22 protein-coding genes are annotated in these 21,889 nt (G+C 69.1%); 14 read left to right on the forward strand and 8 right to left on the reverse strand.

The window, feature by feature from the left end:
* Positions 1 to 15 precede the first annotated feature (15 nt).
* Positions 16 to 1,632, forward strand: coding sequence for a DEAD/DEAH box helicase (locus tag N8I84_RS03410; protein ID WP_263228011.1), 1,617 nt, complete (start codon positions 16 to 18; stop codon positions 1,630 to 1,632).
* Between the two features lie 149 nt (positions 1,633 to 1,781).
* On the opposite strand, the gene N8I84_RS03415 is transcribed toward N8I84_RS03410, so the two are convergent.
* The gene (locus tag N8I84_RS03415) at positions 1,782 to 2,870 is read right to left on the reverse strand and encodes a helix-turn-helix transcriptional regulator (RefSeq protein ID WP_263228013.1); all 1,089 of its coding nucleotides are present in this window, start codon (positions 2,868 to 2,870) and stop codon (positions 1,782 to 1,784) included.
* Between the two features lie 169 nt (positions 2,871 to 3,039).
* On the opposite strand from N8I84_RS03415, the gene N8I84_RS03420 reads away from it, so the two are divergent.
* The gene (locus N8I84_RS03420; RefSeq protein ID WP_263228014.1) at positions 3,040 to 3,687 is read left to right on the forward strand and encodes a class I SAM-dependent methyltransferase; all 648 of its coding nucleotides are present in this window, start codon (positions 3,040 to 3,042) and stop codon (positions 3,685 to 3,687) included.
* A gap of 136 nt (positions 3,688 to 3,823) precedes the next feature.
* Positions 3,824 to 4,213, forward strand: a complete 390-nt coding sequence (locus tag N8I84_RS03425) for an ester cyclase (RefSeq protein WP_263228015.1) — start codon at positions 3,824 to 3,826, stop codon at positions 4,211 to 4,213.
* Between the two features lie 295 nt (positions 4,214 to 4,508).
* On the opposite strand, the gene N8I84_RS03430 is transcribed toward N8I84_RS03425, so the two are convergent.
* Positions 4,509 to 4,970, reverse strand: a complete 462-nt coding sequence (locus tag N8I84_RS03430) for a PPOX class F420-dependent oxidoreductase (RefSeq protein ID WP_263228016.1) — start codon at positions 4,968 to 4,970, stop codon at positions 4,509 to 4,511.
* A gap of 238 nt (positions 4,971 to 5,208) precedes the next feature.
* Between N8I84_RS03430 and N8I84_RS03435 the strand changes: the two genes are divergently transcribed.
* A complete protein-coding gene (locus tag N8I84_RS03435; RefSeq protein WP_263228018.1) occupies positions 5,209 to 5,664 on the forward strand; it encodes a hypothetical protein in 456 nt (151 codons plus the stop codon).
* A gap of 358 nt (positions 5,665 to 6,022) precedes the next feature.
* Here the strand turns inward: N8I84_RS03435 and N8I84_RS03440 are convergent, their stop codons facing one another.
* On the reverse strand, positions 6,023 to 7,858 hold the full coding sequence (locus N8I84_RS03440; RefSeq protein ID WP_263228019.1) for an endo alpha-1,4 polygalactosaminidase: 1,836 nt from the start codon (positions 7,856 to 7,858) through the stop codon (positions 6,023 to 6,025).
* A 716-nt stretch (positions 7,859 to 8,574) separates the two neighbouring features.
* Here N8I84_RS03440 and N8I84_RS03450 point away from each other — a divergent pair.
* From N8I84_RS03450 to N8I84_RS03460, 3 genes are all read left to right on the forward strand, one after another.
* Positions 8,575 to 9,906 carry an MFS transporter gene (locus tag N8I84_RS03450; protein ID WP_313884229.1) on the forward strand — a complete coding sequence of 444 codons (1,332 nt, stop codon included), beginning with the start codon at positions 8,575 to 8,577 and terminating at the stop codon, positions 9,904 to 9,906.
* 246 nt (positions 9,907 to 10,152) lie between these two features.
* Entirely contained in the window at positions 10,153 to 10,548 is a 396-nt protein-coding gene (locus tag N8I84_RS03455) for an epoxide hydrolase N-terminal domain-containing protein (RefSeq protein ID WP_263228020.1), read from the forward strand.
* Positions 10,549 to 10,585: 37 nt separating this feature from the next.
* Positions 10,586 to 10,936: a hypothetical protein gene (locus tag N8I84_RS03460; RefSeq protein ID WP_263228022.1), complete on the forward strand. Its 351-nt coding sequence runs from the start codon at positions 10,586 to 10,588 to the stop codon at positions 10,934 to 10,936.
* 90 nt (positions 10,937 to 11,026) lie between these two features.
* On the opposite strand, the gene N8I84_RS03465 is transcribed toward N8I84_RS03460, so the two are convergent.
* Positions 11,027 to 13,234, reverse strand: coding sequence for a transglycosylase domain-containing protein (locus N8I84_RS03465; RefSeq protein ID WP_263234643.1), 2,208 nt, complete (start codon positions 13,232 to 13,234; stop codon positions 11,027 to 11,029).
* A 597-nt stretch (positions 13,235 to 13,831) separates the two neighbouring features.
* Here N8I84_RS03465 and N8I84_RS03470 point away from each other — a divergent pair.
* The 3 genes from N8I84_RS03470 to N8I84_RS03480 all read left to right on the forward strand — a co-directional run bounded on the left by N8I84_RS03470 (position 13,832) and on the right by N8I84_RS03480 (position 15,967).
* A complete protein-coding gene (locus N8I84_RS03470; protein ID WP_263228024.1) occupies positions 13,832 to 14,437 on the forward strand; it encodes a SigE family RNA polymerase sigma factor in 606 nt (201 codons plus the stop codon).
* On the forward strand, positions 14,430 to 15,119 hold the full coding sequence (locus tag N8I84_RS03475; protein WP_263228025.1) for a hypothetical protein: 690 nt from the start codon (positions 14,430 to 14,432) through the stop codon (positions 15,117 to 15,119). The genes N8I84_RS03470 and N8I84_RS03475 overlap by 8 nt, the downstream gene beginning before the upstream one ends.
* 392 nt (positions 15,120 to 15,511) lie before the next feature.
* The gene (locus N8I84_RS03480; protein ID WP_263228027.1) at positions 15,512 to 15,967 is read left to right on the forward strand and encodes a hypothetical protein; all 456 of its coding nucleotides are present in this window, start codon (positions 15,512 to 15,514) and stop codon (positions 15,965 to 15,967) included.
* Positions 15,968 to 15,978: 11 nt separating this feature from the next.
* On the opposite strand, the gene N8I84_RS03485 is transcribed toward N8I84_RS03480, so the two are convergent.
* The 4 genes from N8I84_RS03485 to N8I84_RS03500 all read right to left on the reverse strand — a co-directional run bounded on the left by N8I84_RS03485 (position 15,979) and on the right by N8I84_RS03500 (position 18,616).
* Positions 15,979 to 16,773 carry an SDR family NAD(P)-dependent oxidoreductase gene (locus tag N8I84_RS03485; RefSeq protein ID WP_263234644.1) on the reverse strand — a complete coding sequence of 265 codons (795 nt, stop codon included), beginning with the start codon at positions 16,771 to 16,773 and terminating at the stop codon, positions 15,979 to 15,981.
* 64 nt (positions 16,774 to 16,837) lie between these two features.
* The gene (locus tag N8I84_RS03490) at positions 16,838 to 17,260 is read right to left on the reverse strand and encodes a GlcG/HbpS family heme-binding protein (RefSeq protein ID WP_263234645.1); all 423 of its coding nucleotides are present in this window, start codon (positions 17,258 to 17,260) and stop codon (positions 16,838 to 16,840) included.
* 183 nt (positions 17,261 to 17,443) lie between these two features.
* Positions 17,444 to 17,734 (reverse strand): zinc-binding dehydrogenase, encoded by a 291-nt coding sequence (locus tag N8I84_RS43045; protein WP_390899014.1) that lies wholly within the window; start codon positions 17,732 to 17,734, stop codon positions 17,444 to 17,446.
* Between the two features lie 27 nt (positions 17,735 to 17,761).
* Positions 17,762 to 18,616 (reverse strand): helix-turn-helix transcriptional regulator, encoded by an 855-nt coding sequence (locus tag N8I84_RS03500; protein WP_263228028.1) that lies wholly within the window; start codon positions 18,614 to 18,616, stop codon positions 17,762 to 17,764.
* Positions 18,617 to 18,748: 132 nt separating this feature from the next.
* On the opposite strand from N8I84_RS03500, the gene N8I84_RS03505 reads away from it, so the two are divergent.
* From N8I84_RS03505 to N8I84_RS03520, 4 genes are all read left to right on the forward strand, one after another.
* Positions 18,749 to 19,444 (forward strand): SDR family oxidoreductase, encoded by a 696-nt coding sequence (locus N8I84_RS03505; protein ID WP_263228029.1) that lies wholly within the window; start codon positions 18,749 to 18,751, stop codon positions 19,442 to 19,444.
* Between the two features lie 96 nt (positions 19,445 to 19,540).
* On the forward strand, positions 19,541 to 19,708 hold the full coding sequence (locus N8I84_RS43050) for a RidA family protein (RefSeq protein WP_390898838.1): 168 nt from the start codon (positions 19,541 to 19,543) through the stop codon (positions 19,706 to 19,708).
* A 370-nt stretch (positions 19,709 to 20,078) separates the two neighbouring features.
* Entirely contained in the window at positions 20,079 to 20,507 is a 429-nt protein-coding gene (locus tag N8I84_RS03515) for an SRPBCC family protein (RefSeq protein WP_263228031.1), read from the forward strand.
* 490 nt (positions 20,508 to 20,997) lie between these two features.
* A complete protein-coding gene (locus N8I84_RS03520; protein ID WP_263228033.1) occupies positions 20,998 to 21,750 on the forward strand; it encodes a pyrimidine reductase family protein in 753 nt (250 codons plus the stop codon).
* Positions 21,751 to 21,889: the final 139 nt, after the last annotated feature.

Consider the following 21,889-nt stretch of genomic DNA (forward strand, 5'->3'; position numbering starts at 1 on the left):
AAGGCAGATAACTGCATGCCCCGCAGGCCCCAGAAGCCGAACCGGCGTACCTCGTCGCCCCCGCCGTCCGCGTCGTCGCCGACGGAATTCCGGCTGCCGGAAAGCACGACACCCGCACTTCCCGCCGTCGAGGACTTCGCCGGTCTGGACATGCCCGCGGGGTTGCTGAAGACCCTCACCGCACAAGGGGTGACCACCCCCTTCCCCATCCAGGCCGCCACGCTGCCCAACTCACTGGCCGGCCGTGACCTGCTGGGACGGGGGCGCACCGGATCCGGCAAGACCCTGGCGTTCGGGCTGGCGCTCCTGGCCCGCACGGCCGGACTGCGCGCGGAGCCCAAGGCTCCCCTCGCCCTTGTCCTGGTGCCCACCCGTGAACTCGCCCAGCAGGTGACGGACGCGCTGACCCCCTATGCGACGGCGGTGAACCTCCGGCTGGCCACCGTGGTCGGCGGGCTGTCCATCACCAAGCAGGCCGGTGCGCTCCGGCGCGGCGCCGAGGTGCTCGTGGCGACCCCCGGCAGGCTCAACGACCTCGTGGAACGCGGGGACTGCGTGCTCGACCACGTGCGCATCACGGTGCTGGACGAAGCCGACCAGATGACCGACATGGGCTTCCTGCCGCAGATCACCAAGCTGATCCAGCAAGTACGGCCCGACGGACAGCGCATGCTCTTCTCGGCCACCCTGGACCGCAACATCGACCGCCTGGTGCAGCGGTTCCTGACCGACCCCGTGGTGCACTCCGTGGACCCGTCCGCGGGAGCGGTCACGACGATGGAGCACCACGTTCTCCACGTCCAGGACGAGACCGACAAGAAGGCCGTCACCACGCGCATCGCGGCCCGTGACGGCCGGGTCATCCTCTTCCTCGACACCAAGAGGTCCGCCGACCGGCTCGCCAAGCGGCTCCTGGCCGTCGGTGTCCGCGCGGCGGCGCTGCACGGAGGCCGCTCCCAGCCGCAGCGCAACCGCACTTTGGAACAGTTCAAGAGCGGCCAGGTCACCGCGCTGGTGGCGACGAACGTCGCGGCCCGGGGCATACACATCGACGACCTCGACCTCGTCGTGAACGTCGATCCCCCCACCGACCACAAGGACTACCTCCACCGGGGCGGCCGCACGGCCCGCGCCGGCGGCTCCGGCAGCGTGGTCACGCTGGTCCTGCCCACCCAGAAACGGGACGTCACCCGGCTCATGTCGGATGCGGGCATCCGCCCCCGGACGGCCCGCATCATGTCGAGCGACGCGGAACTGGCCACCATCACCGGCGCCCGCGAGCCTTCCGGCGTGCCCGTCACCATCGAGGTGCCTCAGCCAGCGACACCGACGGCGTCCCGTCCGGACCGGAAGACCGGCACCAGGCCCGCCAGGCCATCACGCCGCCGCCAGCCCCGGAACGGTGGCGGGGGCCAAGCCACGACAGGTGCTGCAACCAGGACGGGAAGCCGGGACTCCGACCGCCGGGCCACCACCGAGAGAAGGGCGTCCGGCGGTACCCCCGCAACCGGCGGGCGCGGTTCTGCTCGCCGGGCGGAACCCGGTACGGCCACGGACGGTGCCGCCGGAGCGGGCGGCCGCAACTCCGGCCGCCAGCCCGCTTCGCGCAAGGGCCGGCTGCATCCTCGATGAGGAAGGCTGTAGGAGGCCAAGGCCTGTGTCCTGGTCCTGGTCGGCATGCGCGCTGACGGTTCCACGGACCTGGTCGCGCTCACGGTTTGGTCCCGGCCCACGAGTTCCCCCCGCTCCGCCCGAACCGGGGCCGCCTGTTCGCTTCTGCCCTACTGGGAGTCGGCGGTGTCATCGAGGTACCACCCGTAGGGACTCGGGCGTGCGCCGACGGCGGACCGGGGCGCGTAATGCCGGTTGTACAGCGTCGCAACGAGCTCGCCCCGGCTGTTGACCCCTGTCTTCGTGTAAACGGCTTTGAGGTGGTCCTGGACGGTGAAGGGCGAGATGGACAACCGCGTGGCCATCTGGCGAGTGCTTCGGCCCTGGGCGATGAGTTCGGTGATCTCACGCTCGCGGGGCGTCAGCCCGTACGCCTGAGTGATCACCTCGCTGATCACGGCGGGGCGAGCACCCTCGACGATGACGGCGATCTGCTCCCCCGCTGCCGAGCCGTGCAGCATCACCCACCGGCCGTCCCGACCGGGCAGAGCGGCCCGGGCCAGGCCGTCGCCGGTGCGGACGGCGGCGGCCACCGCTCGGACCGCGCTGGGCAGCCGATCCCGGTCATCCAGGGTGTTCAGCCATGGACGGGCGTCGTCGGTCACGGTGACGGTCTCCCCGCTCGGCTGCACCAGCAGGAGACCAGGGGGCGCTGACAGACCACCCGGGGCGGCGAGCGCGGCACGGAGCAAGGTGAGGCGGAGGAGGTCCGCGACGGGGGTGACGATGCCGGCGAGAAGGTCCAGGTCGGCCGCTGAGAAGGGCGGCGACGGATGGGTCCGGTACAGGGTGAGCGAGCCCCAACAGCCTGTCTTGGAGCGCAGCATGACACGGACTTCGTCGCAGATGCCGAAGCGGCTCAGCAGGGGCTCGTAGCGTTCGGCCACGGTGATGTCGCCGCCGGTGGCGGCATGCAGGCCCGCGACGGGAACGGGCGCGTCGGCCAGCCGCGCGTAGCTGTTGACGTCGGTCCCGCGGAACTCCCCCTCGAAGATCACGCTCTCCCTGTCGGTGGAGCCCTCGGCGTCCATGCCGCTTACGAAGCAGCTCGTCCACAGCAGAGTCGACGGGTCGACGGTGGAAATGGCGGCGAGGTCGTAGCCGACCGTCCTGCGCAGCAGCCGATCGAGCTCGTTCCGTACCTGTGTGAGATCCAGTTCCGAGCCGGCGAGCTGCCGGATGCGCGCGGAGAGGTCCATGCGGCCGAGCATGCCCTACCGGCCGGGGCGGAGGTACCCCCTTGAACTGGGGATGGCGCCGCCTCGGGCCGCATGACAAGCCCACTGGCGACAGCGCCCGGCGAACAGGCGGGAGGGCAGATCGTGATTCTCTCGGCTCGCCGCGGCGCCGGGAACTACTGTCGCGAGCATGGTCGAACATGATGCCCTCAGTGCCACCCGCGAGGCCTACGACGCTGCTGCCTCCACGTATGCGCAGCAGTTCCGTGGCGCGCTGCGTGACCGGCCCCTGGACCGTGCGATCTTGAGTGTCTTCGCGGAGGTCGTCATCGCGGGTGGAGACGCTCAGGTCGCGGACCTGGGGTGCGGACCTGGAGATATCACTGCGCATCTGGAGGAGCTGGGGCTGGCGGCGTTCGGCGTCGACGCCTCTCCCGCGATGATCAAGTTGGCTCGACAGGCCTATCCGGGCCTGCGGTTCGACGTGGGTTCGATGGCCGCATTGGACATCGCTGACGGCGTGCTGGGCGGCGTACTCTCACGGTGGTCCATCATCCATACTCCGCCGCAGGAACTCCCCGTCATTCTGGCCGAGTTCCACCGTGTGCTGGCACCTGGCGGCCACCTTCTGGTCGGCTTTTCGGCAAGCGAAGATCCGTCTCACCCGACACAGGTCTTCGATCACGCAGTCGCGCCGGCCTATCGGTGGTGGCCTGATCACCTCGCCGCGCTGCTGCGCGAGGCCGGGTTGGTCGAGGTGGCCCGGATGGTTCGCGAGCCTCAGCCCACCGACCGACGGCAGTTCCAGGAGGTTCAACTGCTCGCCCGCAAAGCCTAACTAGGCGACGGCACGGCTCAGCACCCCCACATTTGTGGGATAGGTGCGAACCATGCCTCTCACTAGTTTCGGAGTCATGAACACAGCGAGCTCATCCGCGCAGGTCGCCGAGGCAACCGAGCGGAACATGAAGAACATGCGGCGGATCTACGAAGAAGGCTTCGAACAGGGCAAACTCGGTGTCCTCGACGAGGTCTTCGCCCCGGACATCGTCAACCACACCGCGCCGGAAGAGCATCGCGTGGGGGTCGAGCCGGTGCGCGGGCTGATCCGCATGCTGTGCACCGCCTTTCCCGACGCCCGCGTCGAGATCGAGGACATGGTGGCGGTCGGCGACGTCGTCGTGATGCGCAACTGGTACCAGGGAACCCACCAAGGGCCGTTCATGGGCCACGAGGCGTCGGGGCGCTCGTTCCGGTTTCGGCAGATCCACTGGATGCGCTTCAACGCCGATGGCCGGGTGATCGAGCACTGGGGCGTCCGCGACGACGTCGCGCACCTCCGGCAACTCGGCCTGATCGACTGACCACTGGGCCGACGGCACGGCTGCTGCGAGAGGGGGCGACCGGCCGGACAAAGATGCCGGATCCGCCACCGCGTCGCCCCGCAAGGCATCGAGTCTTCGCAGCGGCTCGGCCACCACCGGGGTGCACGAGCGTACGGTGTCCCGGCCGGCCGGATGCCGCCGCCCGCACCGCCGCTGCGAGCATGAGACCGAGCGCTTCCTCGCCTTCGTCGGCATGGCCGCAGCCCTCATCCATTTCCAGGACTGTTGCCTCTCAGCAGGCCAGTGACCCGGCCCAGCCTACTGCGTGGGGTGCTCAGTGCGTCCCCTCCGGCAACACCCCCGCCCGGAACGGCTCCACCCCCACCACCCTGCGCACCCGTGTCGGTTCGATCAAAATCATCAGGCGCCGTTCTCCGGGAAGAAGCCACGGGTACCGCTCCTCGTTGATGTACTTCCTGGCGAGCCGGTCCATGGCACGCTCCGCCGCCTCCCCCTCCACGAACCGCACGACCCGTCCCCGTATCTCCGCCCGGTCGTACGGGTTTTCAGGGTCATGGTGGGACAACGAGACATGAGGATTCCGCCGTAGGTTCTCCTCCTTCACGCGGCCCACGGACGTGTTCACCATGACGTACTCCCCTTCGATGTCGGCCCACATCGGCGACACCTGGGGCGCGCCGTCGGCATCCACGGTCGCCAGGTGCCAGAAGTTCGGGGCGAGCAGTCGCTCACGAATGTGCCCGTCCAGCTTGCCCGAGCGGTCGGCTTCGGTCATCGAATAGCGCCTTCCAGGTGTCGGTTGCTCGTGCGTCCTCATCGTGGACCGGCGTGGCACTCCGACGCCAGAGCCTTCCGATCCACCACCCAGCCGGCTGCGGACTCCACCCACGGAATTCATGCTTCCGCACCACAACCATGAATTCCTACGGTCCAGTTGCCCGGCCCGCGCCCGTGGGGATGCGGTCGACGCTACCCTGACCCGTACTGGGGATTTGTCGACCCAAGGGGGATCAATGAGCAGATTGCGCACTGGGGCGAGGCGGATCATGTCCACGGTCGCGGTTGTCGCGGCGGCTGCCGGCATCGTAATGGGCGGGGCTGGTCTGGCGTCGGCGACCGACCCCAACAACGCGCCCCCCGGTTACGCGGGTCCGTTCTCCTACTGCCAGGGCAGCCGATACGACGCCGTCCATCTAGGAGACGGTCATGCCTACATCGACGTCTATTGGACCTCCGCAGGCAGCGGCCAATTGTGCGCGATGACCTACGACGTGGCAGACGGGCGGCACAACATGGAGGTCCGCATCCGGCGCACAGATTGGCAGACCTCCTGGTACGACAACGGGTTCTACGACAGGTACGCCGGAGCGATCTACGTCGGCGGCATGGAGGGACGCTGCGCCTACATCTCCGGGTGGGTGGAACACGACGGCCGCAGGTACTCCAACGGTGAGACCTTCTGCCCCTGACCCACATGTCCCTCGCGTTCACCCGGGGCTGGCCGGACGACTGTGCCGACCAGCCTCACCCGGAGAAACCCCGCCCGCGCACAACGGTGAAAAACAGGGGCGTTCGGCCTGCTGGTGCAGCTCCATCAGCGCGGCGATCTCGTCCGGCGCCGGCGGGATGGTCCGACGTGCGGCCCTGCCTCAGGAGGCCGAACCGGGTTGGCCTGCGGGCAGGGATCCGTGCCGGGTGGTCGCTCCGGTTCGTCGGATGCCCGTCTTGCGTACCTTCCTGGATGAACGGAGTCCCCTCTCCGGGCACCCGGCGGGTCACGGGGCAGGACGGTCCCATGACGCGTCCCGCCGTTGGCGGGATTCGGCGTCAGCAGGTCTGGCGGAGGTAGCCGCTCGCGCCCTTGGGTGCGACATCCCGATCGCGGCGGACAATGCTCAGTGTGCTGCTCCAGTCGGAGCACGCTGCCGACAGGCCCTTCGCCGTGTACTCGACCACGAGCACGTTGTTGTGGAATGCATCGGCGAACTGGCCGCACTCGTTCCACTGGCCGCACTCCTCCACCACGGCGAAGTCCAGGCCCACGGACGCACGGTCGGCCACGAGCTCCACGGTGTTCTTCTGGGCGATTGCCAGACCCTTCTCATGAGCGTGCGCCGACAGCAACTTCATCAGCGCCTCGGCCTGCCTGGCCGTGAGGTAGTCAGGGAAGCGGGTGAACGTGTCGTAGTTGTCGGGCTCGACGGCCTTGTACCCCTTGGCCGCGCACTCGTCGATCCAGGTGTTCAGCTTGGCAGCGATGCGCTGCCGCTTGGCATCCGTGCGGATGTCCAGGACGGCCTCGCCCCAGTCCTTGTCGTAGACGACAGACCCTTTGGCGTCGCGCAGCAGCAGGTCGGAGCCCCAGTCACGCTCCGCGTCCTTCTGTGCCTGGAAGGCGTTGATGTTGCAGATGTTGTACGCACCGGGCGCGGGCGTGTCCTCGTGGCTGCGACTGACCACCTGCACACCGGTCGGCAGGGCGTACGCGCCGCCGATCTGGTAGTCCCATGGCACGTGCTTCGGCGGTAGCACCACCGTGCCCGCAGTCACCGACGCCTTTGTGGACGCGGACGCGGACACGTTGGACGACTGGGAAGTGTTGTTGTGGTGCGAGCCGATCTTCACCGCCGTGATGCTCAGCCCGGTGACGACCAGGGCTGCAGCCAGGCCGATGAGGAAACGCCGCCTTCGACGCCCGTGTCCGGCTCGAGCGCTGTCCGTTCCTCCCTTTTCCGCCGCACGGGCCGGGAGTCGGGGGACGGCATGCGTAGGGGAAACCTGACGGCTGGATTCCGATGAGCCGGCCACTCCCGGCGCGATCGATGCGGCGTGCGCGACCGGTGCGGCGGAATCCGACAGCGCCCGGAACATGCGGTGCAGTTCATCGAGTCGGGGCCGGGCTGCCGGGTCCTTGTCCAGGCAGCGTTCGGCGATGCTGCGGAGCGGTTCGGCGACGCCGTCCAGGACCGGGGCCTCGTACATCACCTGGTAGCCCGTCAGGTAGGGGCTGCCGCCGTCGAAGGGACGGTTGCCGGTGGCCGCGTACACCAGCAGCGACCCCAGCGAGAACACGTCCGAAGCCGCAGTGACCTCCCGCGGCGCGCTGAACTGCTCGGGAGACATGAAGGGCGGGGTACCGATCAGCCTCCCGGTCACCGTGAGGGCCTGGTTGTCCGCGGCGTGCGAGATACCGAAGTCGATGACGCGGGGTCCGTCCTCGGCCATCAGGACGTTGCTCGGCTTCAGATCCCGGTGCACCACACCCGCCCGGTGGATGTCCCGCAGCGCCTCCACGAGGCCCAGAGCCAGCGTGCGCAACTCAGGCCCGACCAACGGACCCTCCTTGGCGATCATTTCGGCCAGCGTACGGCCCGGCACGAACAGCGTCGCCATCCAGGGCTGTTCGGCATCCGGATCGGCGTCCACCACCGGCGCCGTGAACGCCCCGCTCACCCGGCGGACCGCCGCGACCTCCTGCCGGAAGCGCGTGCGGAACTCCTCGTCCTGCGCGTACTGCGCGTGCACGACCTTGACCGCGACCTGCCGTCCCGAGGCCGAGCGGGCCAGATAGACAACGCCCATGCCACCACTGCCGAGTCGGTCGACCAGCGCGTAGCCGCCTATCGACCCAATGGGCTCCGCCCCCTCGGGGTTCAGCGACATCACCGGTCACCCTTCCATTGCCCGTGCCGCGAAAGGCCTTTCTGGGGGATCAGACTAGTACTGAGCTTTTGCGTCGAGAGAACCTCATCGCGAGTCGCGCCGATCTCCCCTTCAACGACCAGCGGTCCTCCGGGAGACACCGGAATTCTGCGGGAACATCCAGTCCTGCGGCACCTGGCGCCATCACCCTCAGCACTGACACTGCCCGACGTCCGCCGGCAGTGTCGAGGCGGACGGGCGAGGACCATGCCGACCGCCTCGACCGCGCCCTTGCTCGCGACGTAGGCGCCGTACCGGGGGAAGTCCATGCCCACCTGGGAGGTGGAGAAGGTGGCGATCGCCCCGCCAGGGCGCACCGTGCGAGCGGCCTGCCGAGCCCGGGTGTGTTCACCCGTCAGCCATGGCCGTCTCAACCCAGGGGTTGCCACCCCCTGGATCGACGGGTACCGCCTGCTTGGTTCGCGCGAGAGGCGAGTGAGGCCGCCTTTCGCGTCGGGTCACCGGCGGCTAGGGTTTGGGCGCGCAGCGAGTCACCCAGGAGGAGCTGAACATGGTCGGTTTTCCGAGCGCGCGTTGACGTTGTAGGCCGTGACCGGCCTGTCATCGCGTGCTGCCCTTGATGTTGCGGCACAGCGAGCCTTTCCCTGCCCGAACCGTCGAGGCACCTTTCATGTGCTCGGTGGCGGGCCTCGTTGTCGGCAACACAAGGGATTCCCGTGCCGTCCGCTTCCTGCGCTGCATCCGACTCCGGTCGGCCTGTTCCGTCGAGCCTGTGGCGGGACGTCGACTTCCGTGGACTCTGGGTGGGTCAGACAGCCTCCCAACTCGGTGAACACGCGAGTGTGGTGGTTCTGCCGCTCTTCGCTGTCCTGACGCTCCACGCCAGTGCAAGCCGGCTGGGCGTCCTTCGCGCGGTCGGGCAAGCGCCGATCCTGTTGCTCTCACTCTTCGTCGGCGCCTGGGTGGACAGGTGGCGAACCCGCACGACGATGGTGCTCGCGGACGTCGGTCGGGCCTTGGCCCTGGGCGCTGCCGCCCTGGCCGGCCTCTTCGGGGGGCTCGGCCTGCCCGGCCTGCTTGCGCTCGCCTTCGCCGTCGGGGCCCTGTCCGTGTTCTTCGACGTGGCATACCAGGCGTCTCTCGTACGACTGGTGGAACGCGGCCGACTGGTGCGCGGCAACAGCGCGCTCGAGGGCAGCCGGTCCGCGGCGCAGATCGGCGGTCCCGCGCTCGGCGGTGCGTTGGTGTCCTTGCTGTCGGCGCCGATTGCCGCCGCCTCCAGCGCGCTGTTCTTCGCGCTGTCCTTCCTGACGATCCGGCGGATCCGCCGAGCCGAGTCGATCCCCGAGCGCCCGGAACACCCCCCTCGGGTCTGGCAGCGGATTCATGAGGGCCTGCGTTTCGTCGCCGGAGATACCGTGCTCCGCACCGTGTGCCTGGCCTCGGCCGCATTCCAGTTCTCCTTCGCGGCCATGATGACCGTCTATCTGCTCTTCCTGCCGCGGGAACTGCACCTGTCGGGCACCGTCGTCGGGCTGGCGCTCACGGCGGTGGGACCGGGCGCGCTCCTGGGCTCGCTGCTGGCCGCCCGCCTGCCGAGCCGGTTCGGCCATGGCCCGGTGCTCGTGTGTGCGGCAGCACTCGGCGACGGCGTGTTCCTGTGTGTGCCCGCGCTGCACGGCTCCTCTGCGGTGACGGTTCCCGCGCTCCTTGCGGTCGGCTTCGTGTTCGGGGGCGGCGGCCAGTTGGTGAATGTCACAGTCATGGCCGTCCGGCAGGCCGTCACTCCGGACGGGATGCAGGGCCGGGTGGCCGCGACGATCACGTTCGTCGGCATGGGGTCGACCCCGCTCGGTTCTCTGGTCGGCGGATTTCTCGCGGAGGAGTGGGGGCTGCGCACCAGCCTCCTCGTGACGGCCACCGGCATGATGCTGTCCCCGGTGGTCATGGCTTTGTCCCCGCTCGCACGCCTGGAACGGGAGCTTCCGTCCTCGCACGGCGCGCCGCCGACGGCCGTGTGTCGTCCATCCCGCCCTGGACGTCATTGAGTCGGACCGCCACAGCCTGATCAGCGAGAACGGCCGTCGGCGCCTGCTGTGGTCCGCCGCTCCCCCGGCAGCGAAGGTCCGAATCGGTCGATTGCTGGGCGCCTCTGTTGCCAGTGGAGTGACGGGAGTGGCAGTGCGCGATCTGGTGAGCGCCCGGGACAGACTGGACACCGTCATCGCCACCGCCACCGCCCCGGCCACCGCGAACTTCCGAACGGGCCAACGCTGCCGACCTCAGTAACCAGCATGCCGGGCTCTGCGGCGAACAGCACGCGATGGGCGGAGCCCTGGCCGGTCAACGGCTGGGAGGCCGGTACCGACACGACGGAGCTCCGTCGCCTCACCGCCTACTGGGCCGGCGGCTACGACCGGCGAGCCCATGAGGCCGCCGTCAACGCCCTCCCCTCACACCTCGCCGACCGGCTGGCCACTCCGTCCCGGTACGGAGGAGCAGCTGAGGACGCCTTCACCGTGATCGTCCCCTCACTGTCCGGATTCGCCTTCTCGCCCCAGCGGCCCACCCTCAGCGACACGCAGCAGACCCACCACCTCTGGCACCGGGTGATGCCAGGCCCACCTCGAATCCATGGCGGCCTGGCAGACGCACGAGGGCGGCTACCAGAACATCCACGGCCCGGGTAAGCACGCTTCTGGCGGCTGTCCGGCGTACCGTGCCCGCATGGAGCAGCGAGAAATCATGCAGCGGGTCGTCGGCATCCTGACCGAGGCGCTGGAGATGCGACGGCAAGCCCGCGAGAACCGCGACGGCGACGTCACACAGAGCGAAACGGTCTCCGCGTTGCTCGAGGAGATGCTGCCGCGCATCGAGTTGCGCGCCGATGCGACCGCCCACGAGGTGGCGACCGCCGTGAGCGAGCAGCTGGGCCCGGCCATCGTGCAGATCGCATCAGCGTTCGCGCTCGCCTTCGTCCAGCTCGCCGAGATCCACGACGGCGGGCGCGCCGACGTCTCTGCTGCGGACGTTCTGCAGTCGATCTCCCTGCACTTCGAGACCGAGGCAGGACAGTAGAACGCCGGTCGCACCGGGTCACCCGACGTTTCAGTGAGCGAACCGGCGAAGGCCGCCTCGTCGGCCCGGCTCGGAAGGCGCGCGCACCCGCTACCTGTGCTTCCCGCCGTTCGGACCGCGAAGCCGGGGCGGGCGGGGGGTCGCAGGGGGCTGGGGTGTGTTGCCACTGCTGTCGGGGGTGGTGGAGGCGCCCGGCTCGGGGGTCTGCGGGTTGTCGGCGGCGAGTTGGACGGTGGGCAGCGGGGGCGAGACCGTGCCGGCGAGGGCGCCGGTCATGGCGTCGCGCCAGATGGGACCAGGGGTGTCGGCGCCGAAGACCTCCTCGTGGAAGACGCCGCCGATGGTGATGTTCGTCATGGGGACGTTGTGGGACGGGCCGCCGACCCAGACCGCGCCGGCCAGGTTCGAGGTGTAGCCGACGAACCACGCCGCCCATCGATTGTCGGTCGTACCGGTCTTGCCCGCGCTGTCGCGGTCCTTCAGCCCTGCCTGCTGGCCGGTGCCGTCCTCGACCACGCCCTTGAGGAGCGTGTTGATGGTCGCGGCGGTCTTCGGGGACATCGCCTGGCTGCATGAGGTCTGCGGTACCGGCAGCGACTTCCCGCTCGCGTCGGTGACCGATTCGATGGCCGTCGGCGTGCAGTAGACGCCGTTGTCGGCGAAGGCGGCGTAGGCGGAGGCCATCGTCAGCGGGCTCACTTGTTGTGTGCCCAGCGTAATGGAGGGGACCTGTTGGAGCGGGGCGCCGTTCGCCTGGTGCACGCCGAGCTTCTGCTCCATCTGGACCACTGGGCAGATGCCGATGTTGCTGATGAGCTGGACGAAGTAGGTGTTGACCGACAGGGCCATCGCCTTGTTCATGTTCATCGGACCGACTTCCGACTTGTCCTCGTTCGACAGCGGTGGGTCGGTGGGATTGCGTACCCATGGATTGCCGCAGGTGCTCACCGGACTCGGATAGTCCATCGAATACGGAGCCGGCAGCACGGTGTTGGGGTCGGTACCGCCGTCGATCGCCGCGGCAGCGGTGATCGGTTTGAACGTCGAGCCCGACTGGAAGCCGGTTCCGCCGCCCATGTCGTGGTCGACGCTGAGGTTGATCTGTGTCTCGTCCGTGCCGAAGCCGTACGGACGAGACTGGCCCATCGCGAGGATCTTGCCGGTGCCGGGCTGGACGAGGGTGACGGCGGTGGCGACGGGGTCGGTCATGTAGACGTGCTGGGTGATGGCGGCCTGCACGGCGTCCTGGGCCTTCGGGTCCAGGGTGGTCTTGATGGTCAGGCCGCCGGTGTTCCAGCGCTTGGCTCGGTCTTCTGCGGTCTTGCCGAAGACGGGGCTGTCGAGGAAGACCTCGCGGACGTAGTCGCAGAAGAAGGCGGCACCACGGACGGCGGTGATGCAGCCGTTCCTGGGTGCGGTGGGCTTCAGTGCGAGCGGCTGCCGCTCGGCGGCGTCGGCCTGCGCCTGGGTGATGTCGTGGACGTCGGCCATGCGCTGCAGAACTATGTCGCGACGGGTGCGAGCGGCCTGGGGGTGCTGCATGGGGTCGTACAGCGTGGTGCCGTTGACCACGCCGGCCAGGAGAGCGGCCTGCGGCAGCGTGAGGTCCTTGGCGTGTGTGCTGAAGTAGCGCTCGGAGGCCGCCTCGATGCCGAAGGACTGCTCCCCGAAGGGCACGATGTTGAGGTAGTTCTGCAGGATCTTTTTCTTACCGAGTTGCTTCTCGACCTGGATCGCGTACTTGAGTTCCTGGATCTTGCGGCCGAGGGTCGGCGAGGTGGCCTGGGCCACGGCGTTCGGGTCGTCACCCGCCTCCTCGACGAAGACGTTCTTGACGTACTGCTGGGTCAGCGTGGAGGCACCCTGCTGAGCGCTGCCCGCCTGCGTGTCCCTGACGACCGCGCGGATCACGCCTTTGGGATCGATGGGGCCGTGCTGCCAGAAGCGGGCGTCCTCGATGGCGACGACGGCCTTCTGCATGACCGGGCTGATCTCACTGAGCGGGACCACGGTGCGGTCTCGGGAGTAGACGGTCGCGATGAGGTCGCCGTTGGCGTCCAGGATGTGTGAAGCCTGGCTCAGGGGCGGACGCTTGAGGTCGCCCGGCAGATCGTCGAAGCCGGTTGCGGCGCCCTTCGCGGACAGGCCGAGCGCCCCGGTGGCCGGCAGTGCGATACCGGCCAGCACGATTCCGGACAGGGCGCTGATGCCGAGAAACTTCAACGCCTGTATGGCCGTGGCTCCCGACGATGTGGCTGATGACCGCCGCCGCGTGGACCGGGCCCGACCCGAACGCATGTAACCCATGCGGGGCAGCGTACGACGCGATTCTATGGCGCAATCCCGCAGCCTGCCCTGTGCAACGAGGGCTAAGCGGGGACGGCGGCGAGAGCATCGAGCACTGGCCGCGCGACTTGGTTTTCGGCCGCGGCATGCGCTCCGCGATCGCCGCCCTGGCCGAACGCAGCACCCGCCCGGGACGGAAACGCCCGGCGGGACGGGCATCTTTGCCGAACTCGCCACCGCTGAGGCGCTGGGTGGCATGGCGTGAATGACCGCTCCGTCTCACGGGGAGCCGGCAAGGCGCCGATCGCCTTCGAAGAGCCGTACCGGCGAGGGCATCGCGCCACCGGCCGTCGTTCATCGACGCAAAGGATGGGAAAGGCTTTGCTCTCGCATGGTCCAGGGAAATGACCGGCCACGTTACTCGCCCGTACGATCCCTGACACTGACCCCTCTGGTGTCGGCCGTAGCGTGAGGCATCTCAGACTCAGGCCACTGGGACGCCTGGGTGATCAGCTCCGTACCCCCGCGGTTGTCGTGCAACCTACTGCTCTGTTCGGGCGTGGCAAGACGTGAGGGCATCGCCCCTCGAACCCGTGAGTGGAGGGGGCAATGCGCGACCCACGCGTCTTTGACGATTTCTACGCTTGTACCGTGCGTCGGCTGACCAGCCAGATGTACGCGATGACAGGCAGCCTCGCCGAGGCAGAGGACCTGGTGCAGGAGGCCTTCGCCCGGGCCTGGCAGAACTGGGAGAAGCTCTCCGCCTACTCGGACCCTGAGGCCTGGGTGCGTTCGGTGGCGTGCCGGATCCGGGTGAGCGTCTGGCGCAAGACGGTCAATCGGCTCACGGCCCACCGCCGCCACGGGATACACGTCGAGGTGCCCGATGTCAGCCCCGACTATGTGGCGATCGTCGCGGCGTTGCGGCGGATCCCCTATGAGCAGCGGCGGGCGATCGTGCTGCATCACCTGGTCGGGTTGTCCGTTGAGGAGACAGCCCGTGAAACCGGCGCCGCGCCGGGCACGGTCAAGGCCCGGCTCGCGCGTGGACGCCAGGCGATGGCGCCGCATCTGTCCGACGGCGCGGGCGACCGTACGTCCGCAGCCGCGCGCCCGGCGGGCTTCCGGCTGGCAGTCGCCGCCCCCGGCATCGCTTCCGCAGTCGAGGCCGACGTGCCCGGCTCCACCGACCAGGAGGTGCACCACCATGACTGAAGACTTCGAGGCCATCCTCAAGGACGGCTCCGAGGAGCTCGCCAGGCGGACCAGTCCCCGGCCCGCCGCAGCCGTCCGGGCCCGCGGCGACGATCTGCGGCGGCGCCACCGGGCCACCACCGCCGCACTGACCGTTGCCCTGGTCGCCGCGGTCGGGGGCGGTGCCTACGCCGTCACCGGCACGTCCCGCCAGGCCTCCCCGCCCGAGGCGGTCGTGAGCCCCGCCACGCCGGACGGGCTCACGTCCCCGCCCGCCATGTCCACGAATCCCTCCAGCGCGACACCGGACCCGGCGACCGCGCCCGTGCGGCCGCCATCTTCGTCGTGCCGTTCCCTGGTGGTGCCGGAGCAGGTCAAGGACGCGGTGACGGTGGCGTATCGACGGTCGCAGCCGGGACTGGTGCACATCGCCCCCGCCAAGGGCACGTTCTACTACGGCGCATGCGGCGACGTCTTCTACGCGGGAGCGTCGTTCACGCCGACGGCCGGTGCCGCGGAGAACGAGCTGGTGCAGTTGCAAGATGACGGGGCCGCCGAGAAGTACTTCACCAAAGCCCCGGGCGGCGATTGGACCTATACCGCCAGCGACGGGCTCCCGCGCAGTCCGCGGGGTTGCGGGGCCATTTCGCAGATCCCGGCACCGCTTGCCGAACTCTGGGGTGACTGCCTGGCCCGGCCCTGACTGAGATCGACGAACCCTGCGCGTTGCCTCCGCCCAAGGCGTTGGTCCCCACAGCCGCTGCCATACCGTCTCCGGCCCGGCTACCGGACGCGCCGCATCCCGGCCGGAGGCGACGCAACCCACCTGGGAGGTCAGACGTGTCCATGTGTACATCATCGTTTCTGGAAGACGCGGAGGGCATCTTGACGCGTTCATCGCTGCACAAACTCATCGGAGTGCTGGGATCGAGTGCTCTCATGGCGCTCACCGGAGCCTGTTCGCCCACTCACCCCTCCACCCTCACGCAGAGTTCGCCCTCGGTGCCGAGACGTTCAACGGTCGCGGCCACGCCCGTCACGGGTGAGCCGTCCGCTCACCCGACCGGAACGGCCGGCACAGGTGGAACCGTCACCGTGACCGTCTCCGGCCTCCCCTCGGATCCCGTGCTCGCCCCTGGGGGCAAGGCCCTGCCATTCACCGTGACCATTGCCAACCCCGGCCCGACCGCCTACGCCGATACCTCGCTGGTGGTGTCGATGGGTCACTGCTCCTGCGTCGACACCCCGACAAGCGAGGCGCCGCAGGGCACTCTGCAGGAATGGTCTCCCGCGACCGGAACATGGGACAGCGTCCGGTACGTGACAGAGGGAACCGGCATGGACTTCATCTCGCGGCCCCAACTGACCGCACTGTCTCTCGGCCCGGGGACAAGCAGCTCGTTCACCTTTCGCGTCAGGTTCAAAGCCACCCAGCCCAACCCCGTCCACAAGGGGCAGGTCATGCTGGACGCCACACTGCTCTCGCGCGCACAGCAACTGCTCAGCCCCTCCTCCGCCGCCTCTGCCACGTTCCAGGTCGAAGCGCATTGACCCCGGTTCGCTCACGGCAGGATGGAGTCGACGTATCCGCCGTCCACCCGGAGTGCGCCACCCGTGGTGGCCGAGGCCTGGTCGGAGCTGAGGTAGACCACCATGTGGGCGATCTCCTCCGGCTCGATCAAGCGCTGCAGCAGCGACTGGGGCCGGTGCTCGCGCATGAAGACACGCTGGGCTTCCTCCCAAGGCAGGTCACGGTCGACGAGTTCGTAGACGAAGTCCTCGACGCCCCCGGTGTGGGTGGGGCCGGCGATCACGGAGTTCACCGTGACGCCCGTGCCGGCGGCCTGTTTGGCGAAGCCCCGGCCCACCGCGAGCAGCGCGGTCTTCGACATGCCGTAATGGATCATCTCCGCGGGGATGACGACCGCCGAGTCGCTGGCGATGTACTGGATGCGCCCCCAACCCCGCTCGGTCATGCCCGGGAGGTACACGCGCGTCAGGCGTACGGCGGCCAGCACGTTCACCTCGAAGTAGCGCCGCCACTGTTCGTCAGTGATCTTCAGAGGATCCTCGACGCCGAAGATGCCCAGGTTGTTGACGAGGATGTCCACCTGCGGCAGGACTTCCGCGGCCTGGCGAGCGCCCTCCTCGCTCGTCACGTCCGCCGCGACCGGGACCAGCTCCGCGCCGGGCACCTCCTGTGCCAGTCGGGCGATGCTGTCGTCCACGCGCTGCGGGGTACGGCCGTTGACGCCCACCCGGGCCCCGGCACGAGCCAGACCGGCGGCGATCGCCACGCCGATGCCCTGCGTGGAGCCGGTGACCAGGGCCGTGCGGCCTTTCAGATCGATCTGCATCATCCCTGCCCTTTCATATGTGGTCCCGTACAGGTACCCGTACCGGCACCTCGACGTGAGATGTTCAGGCCTTCAGCGCCTGGACGGCCGCATCGGCGAAGGAGTGGTCCTGTTCCGGAGCTCCGCCGCCGACGCCGAGAGCACCGATCAGCCGGCCGTCACGGTGGACGGGCACTCCGCCGGCGATGAACAGCAACGGGCGGTCCAGGGCGGTCGGCAGGGTGTGGAAGAGGCCACCGGGCTGGACGGCTTCGACCAGGTCGGCCGTGGGGGCGTTCAGCTGCAGAGCGGTGTACGCCTTCCGCGTGCTGGTCTCACCTGCGATGAGAACGGCCCGGTCGTCCCGTCGGAAGGCGAGCGTGTGGCCGCCTGCGTCGAGGACGGTGACGGCGACGGGGACACCGGCAGCTTCGGCGGCCGAGCGCACCGTGTCGATCAGGAACTCGGCGTCGCCGACCGTGAGCGGAGTGACGGCGGTGGCAGGGATGGTCATGAGGAACGGTCTCCAGATGTTGCTCGACGTTGCCGACTGCCCACAGGGGCGTCGAACGGATCGCGACAGGGCGGCCATGCCCGCGCCGCATTCGGCAGCGGTGCGGACCGGCCGGCCTCGCGGCCACATTAATTGCACACGCTGGTTATTTCAAACGCTGCTTACGAGCTGACGCAATCACCTGGTTGCCGCCACTCGCACGGCAGCCCAGGCCGACCCAGACGTCGACCGATGACTACTGCGGGAATTCGCGGCGGTCGTCCCCGAGGTGCCGGTCGCCTGCTCCGGCGCGGCGGAACCGGCGCTGAGGGTGCTCACCCGGGCCTGGCCGGGTTGCCGTGGGCGGTCTTCGCGGGCATCGCGGGCATCCGCAAGCGGAAACGTGCGGTCGATCGCGACGTGGACCGTACCCGCGTCGAGCAGGCGTCCCACTTCAGCGAGCGGCGCGCCGTTCGAGCGGACCTGGATCCCCGAGAGCGTGACGCCCGGCTTCGGTCACGGGGTGTTGCCTTCGGTCATGGCCCGGGTGCCGGTGACGTTGAGTAGCCTGAGCCGGTCGGCGGCGTCGCTGCCGGGAGCGGCGGTATAGGCGACGATCCGCAGATCGCTGCCGGGAGCGACGAGCACGTCACAGTCGACGGTGAATGTGCCGATGTCAGGGTGATGGACGGTCTTGGTGTCCGACTCATGGACGCCCACGATGCCCGTGTCCCACAGGCGTGCGAAGTCGGTGCTGACAGCCCGTAGGTCCTTGATCATGGAGCGCAGGTCGGCATCGGCCGGGTAGCGGGCGGTCGCCCCCCTGAGATCGGCGACCACGGCCGCCTCGAAACGGGCCTCCTGCTCAGGGGTGTGGCTGACCCGGCTCGGCAGGCCGGCGAAGTGCCGCCAGACGATGTTGCGCTCGCGTCCGTGCAGCGCGCACGCGTCTCCGAACACGGCGGCCCACAACGGGTTCCACAGAATCAGGTTCCATGCGGCGTCATGCACGCTCAGCGGTGAGCCGTCCAGTTGGTCGAGCAGCCTTCGGACCCCTGGTGGGATGTGTGCGGACAGCTGCCCGGGGCCTGGCGCCGGCCGGCCTGCGAGGAGATACAGGTATTCGCGCTCGGCTGCCGACAGCCGCAGGGCGCGGGCCAGCGCGGACAGGACCTGCGCCGACGGGGAAGTGGCCCGGCCCTGTTCAAGGCGGGTGATGTAGTCCACCGACAGGTTGGCGAGCTGTGCCAGTTCCTCGCGGCGCAGCCCGGCGGCCCGACGCACTCCGCCCGTGGGCAGTCCGACGGTTGCGGGGGCGATCCGGTCCCGCCAGCCGTGCAGGGCTCTGCCCAGTTCCCTGGATTCGCTCATCGTCCCAGTATCGCGTTGCCGTGCCCGGACAGCCTGGTACTGCCGGTCCACTGGCTGAGGCGGGCACTGTCTGCGCCCGCGCGATGCGAGGAGGGTGGAGACGTCACCACCCCACCGAGCACGGAGTAACACATGACCACTACATTGATCACTGGAGCGAACAAGGGCCTCGGGTTCGAGACCGCCCGCCGCCTGATCGAGGCCGGGCACACCGTCTACGTCGGGGCACGCGATGCGCACCGCGGCCGGGAGGCGGCCGAGAGGCTCGGTGCCCGCTTCGTTCAGCTCGACGTCACCGACGAGGATTCCGTCAAGGCTGCCGCCGAATTCGTCCGCGCGGACGCCGGCGGCCTCGACGTCCTGGTCAACAACGCCGGGATCGTGGGCGCGCGTAAGTCGGTCGGCGAGACCACGGCGGCCGACATGGTGACCACGTACGACACGAACGTCTTCGGCGTCGTGCGCGTCACGCACGCCTTCCTGCCGCTGCTGGAAGCGAGCAATGCCCCGGTCGTCGTCAACGTCGGCAGCGGTCTGGGCTCGCTGGCGGCAACCTCCGACCCCAGCCGGGTGGAGTTCCACGTGACGGCACTGGACTACAACTCCTCCAAGACCGCGCTGGTCATGATCAGCGCGCAGTACGCCAAGGCTTTCCCCGCCATCCGGTTCAACACCGTCGACCCCGGCTACACCGCCACCGACCTCAATGGCCACACGGGCACACAAACCATCGAGGAGGGCGCGGAGATCATCATCCGCATGGCCTCGATCGACGCCGGCGGCCCGACGGGCGGCTTCTTCGACAAGGACGGCCCGGTCGTCTGGTAACGATCCGGTCGCTGACGTTCCGGCAAGGGCGGTGACCGGGCGCGCCGCCCCCGCGAAGCTGCCCGCCGCCTCCGAGCGGACCTCGCCCGAGGCGCCATGACGGCGGCACCTGCCGACAAGATGCCCCCGCTCCTGGAGCGGCATCCCCCGGGCGGCCGCGAAGCTGGGGGCGTTCCGGTGCCGCCGACCACGCTGATCGGCGTCGCGGCGCTGGACGTCCCCGAGCATCTGGTCGAGAGCGAAGCCACCGCAGTCCTCGACTGAACAGTGCCCAGTGAGCGCCGAAGCGGCTGGCTACGGCACTCGGTTCCTTGACGGCCGGACGTGGGCCATCACGTCGCACTGCCGTGGGGACCGGCCCCTGATCCGGGGTCAGGACCACCGTGTAGGTCCGGGCGAGCCACTGAGCGACCGGCTCGGCGGGATCGCGAAGAGCGCTGTACGGTCTCCGTCGACAACGCGGTCGACCTCGTGCGCGCCGCTGCCCGCCGCCCCGCTGCTGCCCGAGGTAGCGCAGCACCGCCAGCACCCGGACTGACCGACACCGCCTCAAAGTAACCGCCTTGACGGGTGACGCAGGCACATGGGAACCTTTCGTCACCGGTCAGAGCAGTTACTCTGGGGAGGAAAACCCATGGCAGTCGTACGCTTCCACCTCGTCTCCACGCTCAGCCCGAAGGACGTGCTGGGGGTACTGACCGACTTCGGCCCTTCCCGCGCCGAGGCCTGGCCCACGATCGACAACGAACACTTCGAGGTCCACGACCTCGGTGACACCTGGGCCGAGGTCACCGAGGGCACCGCCGCCGCCTGGGAGCGCGCGCGTTACGAGTGGGAGCCGGGCGGTGACACGGTCACCATCACCACCCTCGACTCCAAGCTCTTCGGAGCCGGCGGCGGCTGGGTCTTCCGGATGACCCCCGAGGCCGACGGCACCCGGATCGACGTCGAGTTGACGCGGCAGCCGAGCACGCTCAAGGGAAAGATGCTCGCCGCGCTGCTCCCCCTCGCCGCTCCCCCGTCCCTGCGCAAGTCCTTCGCGGGCCCCCTGCAGGCGAGATGAACCGCATCGCGGGCTTGAGTCACAGGCACCCAGCCGACGAGACCGTCGTGAAGGCGGTACAGCACATGTGCCAGATGGGCGTCCACTCCGGCCACATGGCCGTTCCAGCCACATGGGTGTGACTGCGGCCGTCTCACGACCGTTGTCATACCGAGTGCAGACGGAAACGTATCGTCTGGGCGCACCGACTCCGTCGGGCCGATCACACGTCGGTCACGTTCCTGTGGCACGGGGATCAACGCGCCACTTCGGCGGGCGATTTCAGCCAGACGCTTCCGGTCCGCGCGGCGCAGCGGATGCTGTCCAGGCAGTCCGAGCCCGCGTGCAGGCATGTGGCGCCGGGCAACGGCTTCCCCTCCGGTCCGTGTCGCGAGACCGACGACCGCGGCGGGGCACTCTCACATCGCCGGCCTGGGCAGGCACGTCCTTCTCGACCGGCTGTCTCCATGGAAGTGAGCGATCGAGCATGCAGAGCCTGTTCCCCGCGCCCGTGGTGCCCGTGGACGAAAGCGATTTGGAAACGTTGTACGACTACCCCGCCGGTCTCGACAGAGCTTGGGTGCAGGCGAATTTCGTCGCCAGCGCGGACGGGGCGGCAACCGTCGACGGGGACTCCGAGTGTCTTTCCGGGCCGGCCGATCGCCGTGTCCTGGGACTGGCCAGGGATCTCGCGGACGTCATCATGGTGGGTGTAGCGACCGCCGTTGCCGGCGCCTACCAGAAGATCCGGGTCGATCCGGCACGGCGCACCGCGCATGGCCTGCGCCCCCATCCGCCCATCGCCCTGGTCACCAACCGATGCTCTCTCGGACCCGACGCACCGCAGATCGCGGACTGCCCCGAGCCGCCCGTCGTGATCACATGCCGCGCCGCCCCGCATACAGCAAAGAGGGACCTGATCGCCGCGGGCGTGGACCTGGTGACGGTCGGAGACGCGGCGGTGGATCTGCGGGGTGCGCTCAGTGCGCTGGCGGAGCGCGGGCTCAGAAGAGTCGACTGCGAAGGCGGGCCGACATTGTTCGGCGGACTGGTCGACGAGGACCTGGTCGACGCCCTCTGCCTCACCGTGGCGCCGTTCGTCGTCGGCGGACGCGACGGACGCATCAGCACACACCCGTTGCCCGCACAGGCACGGCCCATGGCTTTGGAGTCGGTTCTGCAGGCCGAGGGATCCCTGTTCGTGAAATACCGCCGTCTGCGTGACGCGGCGACTCCGGTGCACGGGTCCCCCGAACTCGGCTGACTGTCGCACCCCGAACCGCAGGCCCGCACCGGCGAGTTCGGCGCCTCCGGCCACGGCGGCACCCCCACACTGGTCACCGCCGTGCGGCACCATCAGGCAATGACTTACGTCACGTCCCCCCGCAGTGCACAGGACAGGC

Source organism: Streptomyces cynarae (genome assembly GCF_025642135.1).
GTDB lineage: Bacteria > Actinomycetota > Actinomycetes > Streptomycetales > Streptomycetaceae > Streptomyces > Streptomyces cynarae.